This window comes from Salinibacterium sp. NG22, assembly GCF_015864925.1.
GTDB lineage: Bacteria > Actinomycetota > Actinomycetes > Actinomycetales > Microbacteriaceae > Rhodoglobus.
In genome coordinates this window covers 433460-446304 of record NZ_JADYWG010000001.1, presented here as the reverse complement: position 1 = coordinate 446304, position 12845 = coordinate 433460, and the positions used below count along the sequence as shown (strand labels likewise).

The window sequence follows — 12845 nt, the reverse complement described above, 5'->3', positions numbered from 1 at the left end:
AATGGTTGCGACCTAGCTTTCGCCGCCGGCAGAACCGGTGGTGCCTTCGTTGACGTCGTGGAGGCTGTACTTCTCAATTGCTTGAGCCGGAACAGCAGGATCCATTTCGCCGCGCTTCACGAGCATCTCCAAGGTGCGAACAACCAACGAGTGGCTGTCGATCTTGAAGAAGCGGCGTGCAGCAGCTCGCGTGTCGGAGAAGCCGAAGTCATCAGCACCCAAAGTCGCGAACTCACCGGGAACAAAAGCCCGGATCTGATCGGGGACCGCGTGCATGAAGTCGGTGACCGCAACAAACGGGCCCTTGGCGTCCGCGAGCTTTGTCGTGACGTAGGGAACGTGAGGTTCTTCGTTGGGGTAGAGGAAGTTGTGCTCTTCAGCAGCAAGTCCATCGCGACGAAGCTCGGTCCAGGACGTGACCGACCAGACGTCAGCGGCGACTCCCCAGTCCGAAGCCAGAAGCTGCTGGGCCTCGAGCGCCCACGGCACAGCGACACCGGATGCCATTAGCTGAGCCTTGGGGCCGGTGATCGTCGGCGACGACAGGTGGTAAATGCCCTTGAGCGCACCCTCGACATCGAAGTTCTCCGGCTCAGCAGGCTGAACGTGAGGCTCGTTGTACAGGGTGAGGTAATACATGACGTTGGGATCTTCGTGCTTGCCGCCGTACATCCGCTCGATACCCGCGCGCACAATGTGGCCGAGCTCGTAACCGAACGCAGCGTCATAGCTGATGACCGCAGGGTTGGTGGATGCCAACAGGATCGAGTGTCCGTCAGCGTGCTGCAGTCCCTCACCCGTCAGCGTCGTGCGACCGGCGGTGGCACCCATGATGAAACCACGGGCCATCTGGTCGCCAGCAGCCCACATGGCATCGCCGGTGCGCTGGAACCCGAACATCGAGTAGAAAACGTAGACCGGGATGAGGGGCTCACCGTTGGTGGCGTACGAGGTGCCGACGGCGGTGAATGCAGCAAATGCTCCTGCTTCGTTGATGCCGACGTGCACGATCTGGCCCTGCGGGCTTTCCTTGTAGGCCAGCAATTGCTCGCGGTCTACCGAGGTGTAGTGCTGCCCGGCGGGGTTGTAGATCTTCGCCGTGGGGAAGTACGCGTCCATGCCGAACGTGCGCGCCTCATCCGGGATGATCGGCACAATGCGGTTACCGATGGACTTGTCGCGCAGGAGGTCCTTGAGCAGACGGGCGAAAGCCATGGTGGTGGCGATCTCCTGCTTGCCGGAGCCCTTCTTGACGACGTCATAGGTTTTTGCTTCGGGAAGCTCAAGCTGCGTGTACTTAGTGCGACGCTCAGGCACGTAGCCGCCAAGCTCGCGGCGGCGCTCTTGCATGTACTGAATGGCCTCATCGTCTTCACCGGGGTGATAGAACGGGGGCTGGTACGGATCTGCTTCGAGCGCGGCATCCGTAATCGGGATGTGCATTTCGTCGCGGAACTTCTTGAGGTTGTCGAGCGTGAGCTTCTTCATCTGGTGGGTCGCGTTGCGGCCCTCGAAGCTGGGGCCGAGGCCGTAGCCCTTGACCGTCTTCGCGAGGATGACGGTTGGCTGGCCCTTGTGCTCACTCGCTGCCTTGAAGGCGGCGTAAACCTTGCGGTAGTCGTGACCACCACGCTTGAGGTTCCATACGTCGTCGTCCGAGAGGTGTTCAACCATCTTGAGCGTGCGGGGGTCGCGGCCGAAGAAGTTCTCGCGAACGTAGGCGCCAGACTCTGCTTTGTAGGTCTGGTAGTCGCCGTCGGGGGTTTGGTTCATGAGGTCGCGCAGTGCGCCCTCTGAGTCGTTGGCGAGCAGGTCATCCCACTCGCGGCCCCAGACAACCTTGATGACGTTCCAGCCGGCACCGCGGAAGAAGCTCTCGAGCTCCTGGATGATCTTGCCGTTACCGCGAACCGGGCCGTCGAGACGCTGGAGGTTGCAGTTGATGACGAAGTTGAGGTTGTCGAGCTTCTCGTTTGCTGCCCACTGCAGGGCTCCACGGCTTTCGACCTCGTCCATCTCGCCGTCGCCGAGGAATGCCCAGACCTGCTTGTCAGACACATCCTTGATGCCACGGTTGCTGATGTACTTGTTGTTCTGGGCCTGATAGATCGCATTGATCGGGCCAAGACCCATTGACACGGTGGGGAACTGCCAAAACTCCGGCATGAGGCGCGGGTGCGGGTAGCTCGAGATGCCATTCGGTGCCTGCGACTTCTCTTGACGGAAGCCCTTCAGCTGGTCTTCGCTCATGCGACCTTCGAGGAAGGCGCGAGCATACATACCGGGGGAGGCGTGGCCCTGGTAGAAGATTTGGTCTCCGCCAGATTCGTGGTCTGCACCACGGAAGAAGTGGTTGTGTCCTACTTCGTAGAGAGCGGCAGATGACGCGTACGTCGAGATGTGGCCGCCAACGCCAACGCCGGGGCGCTGCGCGCGGTGCACAGTGATTGCGGCATTCCAGCGAATCCACGCACGGTAACGACGCTCGAGCTTTTCGTCACCGGGGAAGTCGGGTTCATCTTCTTTTGCAATGGTGTTGATGTAGTCGGTGGTCGGAACCATCGGCACACCAAGGTGCAAGTCTTTAGAACGCTTGAGAAGGCTGAGCATGATCTCGCGACCGCGCTCGTGGCCTTGTGCTGCAACGAGGGAGTCGAGTGATTCGTTCCACTCGGCGGTCTCCTCCGGGTCCTTGTCGGTGTTGGTTACCGAGTATGGGTCCTGGTCGTTTACCGTCACCGTTGACCTCTTTCGTGTAGAGAACAGAGTCGTGCGAGTCGAGGCACTACCGGGTTACGGATGTGATGGGATCGACTACGCCCATCGATTCTAGTTGTCGAATGCGGCAAGATTCGAACCGGGCCAATTTCTCCTGTAATTGTGGGGAATTCGGACGGTTTTCTGGGGGAAGGTTTCGTATGACCATCACGCGAGGGGCAATTGCGCCCGACTTTGAGCTTCGCAATCAGCACGGACAGACAGTTAGCGGGCAGGAACTGCTTTCACGACGAGCGGTACTCGTCGTTTTCATTCCCCTCGCGTTTTCTCCCGTGTGTACCGACGAGGTAACTCAGCTCAATGAGTGGCACGACGTTGCCGCCAGCGCCGGGGTCGAAATCGTCGTGATTTCTGCTGATTCGACGGCCACTTTGCGGGCATGGTCAGAGGCTGACGGCATCCGTCTCTCGTTGCTTTCTGACTTTTGGCCTCACGGAGCGACTGCGCAAGCTTTCGGCGTATTCCTTCACGACAAAGGTTTTGCGAGCCGCACCAGTTTCCTCATCGATAAAGCCGGAATCGTGCGGGATGTTATTAGTTCCAAGCTCGGCGAACCCCGCCTATTTGCTGACTACGAACGGGCAATCGAACAGCTTTCGTCCGACCGGTAGTGACGGTTTTGTGGTGGGTGCGCAACCGGCGCCAAAATCCCGTGTAACATTATCGAGCGCTGCTTCGCATTGCGTCGCTGCGGGCCTTTAGCTCAGCTGGTAGAGCGCCACGTTTACACCGTGGATGTCATCGGTTCGATCCCGGTAGGGCCCACCGCAACAGAAAACCCCCGTCACTGACGGGGGTTTTCTTCGTTTCCTGCGCACATTCGGCGCTATGCTCCCTGCACGACCCGCGGCAGTCCGGTCGATGCGGTCCCAACCTGACGAGGTGGAGCTCCATGTCGAATGACGTCTCAGATTCTGTGCTCGAGCGCGCGCACGACCATTCCCAGCGCTATCTTCAGAGCCTGGCTGCTCGCCATGTCGGTGCGCGCGCGGGGCGCGACGAGATGATGGCGGCGCTGCACGAACCACTGTCGACGCTCGGGCACGACGACCATGCCGTGATCGATCTCCTCGCTGACCAAGCGGAAACAGGGATGACCGACTGCGGCGCTCCGCGGTATTTCGGTTTCGTCATCGGCGGCGCCCACCCTGTTGCTCTTGCCGCCGATTGGCTGGTGTCGACGTGGGACCAGAATGCGGGCATCCACGCGATATCTCCTTTTGCTGCTGCCGTCGAGGAGGTCGCCGCTGAGTGGCTGCTTGACCTGTTCGGTTTGCCTGATGACGCCTCGGTCGGCTTCGTTACAGGCGGACAAATGGCGAACTTCACGTGCCTTGCGGCAGCCCGTCACAACGTGTTGAGGCGAGCCGGTTGGGATGTCGAACTCGACGGACTCGCGGGTGCGCCGCGAGTAACTGTCGTGGTCAGCGCCGCGGCTCACGTGACGATCGATGTGGCATTGCGGTACCTCGGATTTGGCACGCGTTCGCTCGTGACCGTCGACGCCGATGATCAAGGCCGGATGCGCGCAGACAGCCTGCGCGACGCGCTTGCCACCGTGCGTGGCCCCGTGATCATTTGTGCTCAAGCCGGAAACGTCAATAGCGGTGCGTGCGATCCTCTGCGCGAGATCGCCGAGATTGCCAACGAGGCGGATGCGTGGCTCCACGTCGATGGGGCGTTCGGTCTCTGGGCCCGGGCCAGCGCTGAGCTAGCGCCCCTCGTCGACGGCATTGAGAACGCAGATTCATGGTCCACCGACGCCCATAAGTGGTTGAACGTTCCCTACGACAGTGGCGTCGCGATTGTGAAGCACGCGGCCGACCACCGTGCGGCGATGAGCGCATCAGCGGCCTATCTCATCCAGACCTCAGGGACTGAGCGCGACGCAATCGATTGGGTTCCAGAACTCTCACGGCGGGCCAGAGCGATACCGATTTATGCCACATTGCGCACGCTGGGCCGCAAGGGCGTCGACGACCTGATCGCGCGTAGCTGCAGGAGTGCTCGCCACATGGCGTCGACTCTCCAACGTGAAGACGGTGTTGACGTGCTCAACGACGTTGTCCTCAACCAAGCGCTCGTGCGGTTTGCCGATTCTGACGACGTCACTCGTGCGGTCGTTGCTGGCGTGCAAGCGGAAGGCACCTGCTGGGTCAGCGGCACAACGTGGAACGGGCACGCGGCAATGCGAGTCTCGGTCACCAATTGGGCGACGACCGAACGAGATATTGATCTCAGCGCTGCCGCAATTCTTGAGGTCTACAGTGCCGAGCGAAGTCGCGGCATCCACTGATCTAGTAGCGCCGGTGAGCGCGCTCTGGATCGAACGGGCCGGTGAGCGCGCAGGCGCTTTGTTCACTCTCGTGGATCGGTCTATCCCTCATATTTGTTGCACTATCTGTTCTGAGTACGGCTCGGCATACCCGCAAAACATTGGTATCGCCTTAGGATTTGTGCATGGCATTCCACGACGACGTTGACGACGCGAACGATGCGAACGACAAAACGTCTTCAGAGCATGAGTTCGAACTACCCTTTCCGAAGCCCGCAACCGGCACATCTCCCGGTGCGGACTCGGCGAATGACACGACCGCTGACGGTCTTGTCGACCTGAGCGAAGCATCCACTGACGGCATTTTCAATCTGGATGCTGCGCTCAATGCAGACACGTCTGTGCCGGTTGCGCCGCCCGCAGACTCTGTCGCACCGCCGGCGCCGCCCGTTGGCGCCTCAGGATTTGCGCCCATCGACCTCAACGAAGAATTCCAGCGCTCCGACGTCGCAGATGCGCTCGACCAGGGAATGCCTCCTTGGGCCATGGCGCCCGCTCCTGATCCCACACAGGCTGTTTCGCAGCTCGATGCTCCGAGTGATGCAGATTCCGAGCACGCCGCCGCACCGTCGGCAGCCGATGACAACGACGACGACGACCCCTACCAAATTCCTGCTGATTACACGACGCCAGATTTCTTCGCGTCCCGTATTTCTCGCCGACGCACTCCAGAAGAAATGGAAGCCCACGCTGCCGCAGTAGACGCTGAAAGCGACGCATTGGCTACTGCTCTTGCCGCTGGCGAGGCTGCAGCTGCCGGTGAGAGCGCAACTGCTCCGACTGAGCCTGCGCCGGTCGAATCCGCAGCCGCTCAATCAGCAGCCGCTCAGTCCGCACCGGATGATTCCGCGGCAACCGAATCTGCCCCCGTTGAATCTTCGCCGCTCGATGCTGCGCCGCTCGATGCTGCGCCGCTCGATGCTGCGCCAGTCGCACCTGAGCCGCTCGCGTCAGAATCGGTCGAGCCAGCCCCCGTTTCTGCTGACGCCATTGCGCCTGCCGCGGACGAGTTCGACGAAGATCTTGGTGCGTTCGATCTTGGCGCTACCGAGGGCGCAGATGACTCCGAAGAGTTCAGCTTCGAATCGCTCTTTGCAACGCAGGAACCAGAAGCAGCTGCGCCTCACGCGCCCGCTGAAGACGCACCGTCCGGTGACACACACTGGGCAGAGGTTTCCCCTGTCGCGGGTGACAGCTCCGATCCAATTTCAGCCGAATCGGATGCACCCGCTAACCACATCTGGAAGCTCGGGCCGCTTGAGCCCAACGTTCAGGGCTCCACTCCCGCACCGGCTCCTGTAGAGGAACAGGCTGCAGCAGAGGCGCCTCTTCCTGTGGAAGAAGTCATCGACGGTGCCCCCATGTGGAACCTCGACGGCAAGGATGCGCCGGCCGTTGTCGAGGCACCGAGCCTGAATAGCGACGGGTTCCTTTCGCTCGATGAGGTTCTCACTCCTGACTCCGACGTTTCGGATATTGCGAGCGACGCTACTGTGCCCACAGCTGAAGAGGTCGCGCCGCAGGAAGACGCGACCGACTCAACTCTTGCCGATGCCGATGCCGATGCCGACGCGAGCACAGCTGCTGACGACGACGCTGAATCAAGCGAGTTCGCTAGCGCCCCGTCCGTCGCGAGCGTTTCGGCCTTCGACCTGGATGCTGCGTTCCGCGAAGCCGCCGATCCTGAGCCCTCTGCTGAGAACTCCACGAGTGAATACCTTGCACCGCCCACGCCTGAGTCCGTGATCGAGCCTGAGTATGTCGCGGCACCAGCAGATCCGGCAGATTCAGTGGCCGCAGACGAACCAGCGTCGACGACGGAGCCCGAGCCGATCGAGGCCTTCGAAGAGGCGACCGAAGCGGTTGCCGAAGAGCCTCTCGACGTGTTCTTCCCCGCGCCGGCCGCAGAGACTGCTCTCGAAGAACCAGAGGGATTTGGCGCGGTTGAGTCCGCAGTCGCCGACGCTGACGACACTGCGGAATCCAACGACGCTACCGAACCCAGCGAAGTCTCCGAACCTAGCGAAGTCGCAGAACCTAGCGAAGTCGCAGAAGTCACTGACGCGGCCGAAGTAGATTCACCATTCACGCGCCGTCAGTCGTTCATCGCACCGGCTGATGAGGAGCCGGCAGCGATTGCTGCAGACGCCGTCGAAACTTTCGACAGTGTGGCGCCCACGACTGAATCAACAGCTGCCATCGCAGAAGTTCCCGAGGTCGTTGAGCCCGTAAATCTCGCTACTGACGCTGTCGAATCGGCGTTCGTTTCAGAACCGGAAACAGAAGCGGAACTAGAAGCCGAAGCAGAAACCGAAGCAGCGTCTGAGGCAACGAGTGCTCCTGAGACTGAGATTGCTTTTGAGGCTGTGACGCTTCCTGAGGCCCCGAGCGCCCCGGAGGCAGCTGACGTTGTCGCTCCCGCGTTTGAACTCCCGGCCGAGCCCTTCGTCGAGTCTGCGGAACCTGCCGGACCTGCCGAACCCGTCCAGCCGAGCCCAGTTCAGGCCGCGCCGTTCGTTTCGAGTTTTGCACCGGAAGCATCCTTCGTCCCGGTCGCGGAACCAACTCCCGCAGCAGAAGAAATTCCAGCAGCCCCAAACACTCCCGTTGCGGACGAGTCGGCGACTGCGGAAGCACCGGCAGCGAGCGAAGAACAGCCTGCTAGTGCAGAAACTGCGACAGATGACGACGTCCCGACGCCTCCCACCCGCCGTTCGATGGCGGATGAAGACATTCTGAACTGGGCAGACAGCCCCGAAAACCAGTCAACGGGAACGCTGAGCGTCATTGAGGTTCTCGAAGCTCAGTTGCGATTGCGCGAAGAAGAAGCCCGTGAGTACCGCGAATGGGAAACTACATTCCGGTCTCGAGGTGGCCCCGTCGCCGATCAGGTCATCGAGCAAGTTCGGTCCGAATTCTCGGATGTCGTCGACCACGATGAAGCGCCCGCTGCGGCTGCGGAGACTCACACGCCGGTCGAGCCCCAGGCAGAGACCGCGCACGTCGACATTAATCAGGCTGCTTCTCACTCCGCTGGAACAGCCAGCGAGATAGCGGATGCGCCTCCCGCAGTGCCGGAAGAATCGTCCGCCACAGTTGCACCCGCGCCAGCACCCGCTGCGGCCCAATTGCCGTCGTGGGACGTTCCGCCGCCCAGCGAGTCGTGGTCGCCTCCCGCGGACTTCGAAGACGAGATCCCCTTTGCTGCTCACGCAGATCCGACCGGGTCGATCACACTTCCTGTTCTAGGCGACGACTCTGAGCAGCCGTCTAATGAGCAGCCGTCTGTCGAGCAGCCTGCTGCTCCGGCAGCGGCTACCGAGCCCATTGCCGACCCCGCAGCTTCTTCGTTCGATGCCGACTCCGGCTTCCTGTCCTTGGGCGATGCTCCGGAAGCTCCTGCGGCCGAAGCGGAAGCTGCCGTAACGCCTGATGCTGTGATCGTTCCTGAAGCACCGGTCGTTCCTGAAGCGCCGGTAGTTTCCGAATCGTTCGCTGCGCCCGAGTTACCTTTCGCCACACTGCCAGCAGCTGTGCCCGAGGCGCCCGCCGCGCCCGAAGCGACTGACGAGACCGCAGCTCCGGCCCCATCTGACGTTCAGGCTGCTCCTGAATTCCCCGCCGACGAGGATGGCGACTACGACGAGGTGGAATTCGCTCCGCCTGCTCTCGTGGAGCCGGACGTCGCGCCGAGCATTCCGCGCGCGAACCTCGACGAGCATGTCTCGTTCGGTGATTTCGGATTTGCTCCGCCGCCCGCAGATGGCGCATCGGACGAGGTCAACGCTGAGGCGGCCTCCGCTGAATTCGCTGTCGACTCGGCCGCTGATGAAAGCGGCGCACCCTTCGCGTTCGATCTCCAAGCGGACCTGCCGAGCACCGCAGCATCGACGCCTGCTGAGGCGCCGATTGAAACCGAGCAGGACTCCGCAGAAACGACTGCTGTGGCCTCCGAGCCGGTTTCGGAATCTGTTCCCGACGATTCTGCAGCAGCGACCGCCACAACGGAGGGCGCTGCAGCTTTCAGCTTCGCCTCGACCGAGACTCCGAAGTACGTCGCATCGGAGCCGATCAGCTTTGATGACCTGCTGAAGACCGATGACATCGTGGATGCTGACGTCGATTCCGACGCCGATGAAGCGGATGTTGATCCATTGCAGGCGCTCCTCGCGAACGCCGCACCGCCTGTCCATGGTGACCCGCTCTCTGAAGTTCAAACTGGCTCGATGCCCATTGCCCAAGCCGCATTTGAAGCGGACGAGTCGGAAACGGATGACGCTGTTGACGACAGCGACCGCCTTTCGTACCCGACAGAGCTGTCCACCGCCGCATTCAGCGCCGGTGTGAGCGCTGCGCCAATCGACAGCGCTGCGCCAATCGACAACGCTGGCGCCGAGAACGTTCGCGCTGATAACGCCGATGACGAAATTCCCTTTGCCGCTGGGGCGGCAGGTGCTGCGCTTCTTGGTGGCGCTGCCGTTGCTGGTGCTTCGCTTGCGTCGCAGCCGGCACCAACGGGCGCTCCGGCACCTCTCGCTGCACCGCCAATCACTGAATCAAGCGCGGCTGCGCCAGCGCCGATCGATTCAATGCCTCAGCCAGTTGCTCATTCAACATCAGTTGTTGCTCAGCAGCCGCTCGGTCTTGATGAGGTCGCTCCTACTGCGCAGCGCGTCTTCAGCCTTGAGGAGAGTGGCCTGGAGCCGACTCCGGTTGATCGCCGCATCGGTCACGCCGCACGTCTCTTCTGGCTGTGGTTTGCTGCCAACTCGTCCATCGTGAGCCTCGGTCTCGGTGCAGCGGTGTTCGCTGTGGGGATGAGCCTTCGCCAGTCGATCGTCGCTATCCTCGCGGGTGTCGCGCTGTCCTTCATTCCCTTGGGCCTCACAACTCTTGCGGGCAAGCGCAGCGGCCAGCCAACCATGGTTGTCTCGCGGTCGACGTTCGGGCTCCTCGGCAATATCGCTCCGTCGGCGGTTGCCTTAGTCGCACGACTCTTCTGGGGCGCTGTGCTCTTGTGGGTCTTGGCTTCTTCGGTCGCCATTGTGCTGATCGGCTCCGACCTCAACGGTGGTCTTGGCGACCGACAGTTGCTTCTCATCGCATTGGCACTGTCGTTCCTGATCGCCCTGGTAATCGCTTTCGCCGGTTACCCGCTGTTTGCGCGCATCCAATTGATTCTGAGCATCATCTCGGGTGTGCTGATTGTGGGCCTCATCGGCTTCACGGCGCAGTACATCGACGTTTCGCAGGCGCTCACCACTCCCGACGGTTCGTGGCTGCTGACAGTCACCGGCGCCGTATTGGTGTTCAGCTTCCTTGGTTTGGTGTGGGCCTATAGCGGTGCAGATATTGCCCGTTACCAGCGCCCGTCCTCGAGCGGTCCAGCGTCGATGTTGTCTGCCACCTTTGGTGCAGCACTTCCCGCCTTCGTTCTCATCGCCTACGGTGCGCTTCTTGCGGCTTCTGATCCCGCAATTGCTCGCGGTTTCCTCGCTTCGCCACTCGACACCCTGCTGCTCTTGCTGCCGAGCTGGTACCCGATTCCGTTGCTGCTTGCTGCTGCACTGAGCTTGCTCTCGGGCATCACTCTGAGCCTCTACTCCGGTGGTTTCGCGCTCCAGGCAATTGGAGTGCGGGTGCCGCGTCAGTGGTCAATCGTCATCGTTGCGGTCGTGCTTGGTGCTCTCGGTATCCTCTTCGCCTTCGGCATCGATGGTGGAATCAACGAACTGTTCCGGGATGTCGCAACCACGCTTGCGGTTCCCACCGCTGCGTGGGCGGGGATCTTTGCTTCGGAGACCATGATTCGCACTCGCAAGCTCGACAGCGCTGGGCTGCTTGCTCGCGGTGGAGTGTATGCCGATGTCCGTTGGGTCAACCTCGGTGCCTACATCGTGATCTCGGTGATCGGCTTCGCTCTCACTAGCGCGACGATCAGCTGGCTTTCGTGGCAGGGGTACGGCTTTACGGCACTCGGAGTCGATCTGAGTTCTGACCTCGCCGGCACCGACCTTGGTGTGCTCGTTGCTCTCGGTCTCGGAATCCTGACACCCCTGGTGGCAGGTATTCCAGCGATTCGTCGTCAAGAGGCCGAGCAGCCTGAGCGCGCACCGCGTCCCGCCTAGACTGATCGCGTGTCTACTACTGTCGCTCATGTCCTTGCCGCGGCCGAACGGCTCTGGCCTGCATCCGGTGCCGAGTCGTGGGATGCGGTGGGGTTAGTCGCGGGAGACCTCGACGCCCCGGTGTCTACGATCTCTTTCGCGGTCGACGCGGTCATCGACACCGTCGACGAGGCTATTGCTGGTGGTGCGGACATGCTCATTACGCACCATCCGCTGCTCCTGCGCGGAGTCACATCCATAGCCAGCGACCGCTACAAAGGCGCGGTGCTGACCAAGCTTGTGCGTGCTGAGTGCGCTCTGTTGGCCGCACATACGAACGCGGATGTCGTAGAAACCGGAACGTCAGGTCGCTTCGCCTCCAAGCTGGGCTTGTCGTCGATCGCCCCCATCGTCGCCGGTCAGACTCCCGATCGCGGCATCGGCCGCACGGGGCAACTGCCGGAGCCGATGACCCTCGGTCGTCTTGCTCGCCTGATCGCGGAGATTCTCCCGCCCACGGCTACCGGCGTTCGTGTTGCTGGTGATTTTGAGCAACTCGTTCAATCGGTGGCGTTGTGTGGGGGAGCGGGTGACGCATACTTGAACGAGCCTGCCGTGTTGGCGTCGGATGTCTACATCACGAGTGATCTGCGGCATCATCCGGCTTCTGAAGCTCGTGAGAATGCTCGGCTCCTGAATGGCCCGGCGTTGATCGATGTCTCGCATTGGGCGAGTGAATGGTTGTGGCTCGACGCTGCAGCCGAAGAGTTGCGGGCATTGCTGCCAGACGTAACGATTACGGTGAGCGAATTGCGCACCGATCCTTGGGATTTTGCGGTTGTGCAGTAAGCACACCGGTATACAGAGAGAAACATGACTATGGCATTGACCGCTAGCCCCGCTGATCAGGCGCTGCTCCTCGACCTGCAGGCCTTTGACACGAAGATTGCCCAGTTGGAGCACCGTGCAAAGAAGCTTCCTGAGCACGAGAAACTTACCGAACTGAAGCAGCACCGCGACAAGCTTCAGTTGACGATGTTAGAAGAGCGTGGCATCAAAGAAGACATCGAGCTCGAAATGAGCCGCGTTGAGTCGGATGTCACGGTGGTTGAGGCTCGCATCGCCCGTGATACTTCGCGCCTTGATGCGAGTTCGTCGGCCAAAGATGTTGCTGCGCTTGAGCAGGAGCTCGCCGCGCTGCGCACCCGTTTGAGCAACCTCGAAGACATTGAGCTTGCCGTCATGGAGAAGCTTGAAGCCCAGCAGAAGGTTGTAGACAATCTGACTGAGCAGGCGGACAACCTCCGTACCCAGGCCGCCGAGCTCGAAGCCAGCCGCGATGAAGCCCTCGTCGTCATCGAGGCGGAGTTGGGCACGACCCGTACCGGTCGCTCTGCTTTGCAGGCTACGATCCCGGACGATCTTTTGGCGCTCTACGAACGTCAGCGCGAACGTTACGGTGTTGGCGCTTCGCTGTTGCGCGGGGGAGTTTCGCTGGCATCCGGCGTGAAGCTCCTCGAGAACGAAATGCAAGAGATTCGGGCCGCAGCACCTGACACCGTGATCATGTGTGCCAGCAGTGAAGGCATTCTTGTTCGCACCAACGAGTCGGGACTCTAACCGCT

6 protein-coding genes and 1 tRNA gene are annotated in these 12845 nt (G+C 61.3%); 6 read left to right on the top strand and 1 reads right to left on the bottom strand.

Features of this window, described 5'->3' with window-relative positions; all coding sequences use genetic code 11:
- Window positions 1-12: 12 nt before the first annotated feature.
- Window positions 13-2739, bottom strand: a complete 2727-nt coding sequence (gene aceE / locus I6E81_RS02150; protein WP_197105773.1) for a pyruvate dehydrogenase (acetyl-transferring), homodimeric type — start codon at window positions 2737-2739, stop codon at window positions 13-15.
- A 179-nt stretch (window positions 2740-2918) separates the two neighbouring features.
- On the opposite strand from aceE, the gene I6E81_RS02145 reads away from it, so the two are divergent.
- From I6E81_RS02145 to I6E81_RS02120, 6 genes are all read left to right on the top strand, one after another.
- Window positions 2919-3389: a redoxin domain-containing protein gene (locus tag I6E81_RS02145; RefSeq protein ID WP_197105772.1), complete on the top strand. Its 471-nt coding sequence runs from the start codon at window positions 2919-2921 to the stop codon at window positions 3387-3389.
- Window positions 3390-3470: 81 nt separating this feature from the next.
- Window positions 3471-3543, top strand: a tRNA-Val gene (locus tag I6E81_RS02140).
- Between the two features lie 127 nt (window positions 3544-3670).
- Complete coding sequence (locus I6E81_RS02135; RefSeq protein ID WP_197105771.1) at window positions 3671-5074, top strand: aminotransferase class V-fold PLP-dependent enzyme; 1404 nt, start codon at window positions 3671-3673, stop codon at window positions 5072-5074.
- A 164-nt stretch (window positions 5075-5238) separates the two neighbouring features.
- Window positions 5239-11241, top strand: a complete 6003-nt coding sequence (locus I6E81_RS02130; protein WP_197105770.1) for a cytosine permease — start codon at window positions 5239-5241, stop codon at window positions 11239-11241.
- 9 nt (window positions 11242-11250) lie between these two features.
- On the top strand, window positions 11251-12069 hold the full coding sequence (locus tag I6E81_RS02125) for a Nif3-like dinuclear metal center hexameric protein (protein WP_197105769.1): 819 nt from the start codon (window positions 11251-11253) through the stop codon (window positions 12067-12069).
- Window positions 12070-12093: 24 nt separating this feature from the next.
- A complete protein-coding gene (locus tag I6E81_RS02120) occupies window positions 12094-12840 on the top strand; it encodes a zinc ribbon domain-containing protein (RefSeq protein WP_231599686.1) in 747 nt (248 codons plus the stop codon).
- The last annotated feature ends 5 nt before the right edge of the window (window positions 12841-12845 follow it).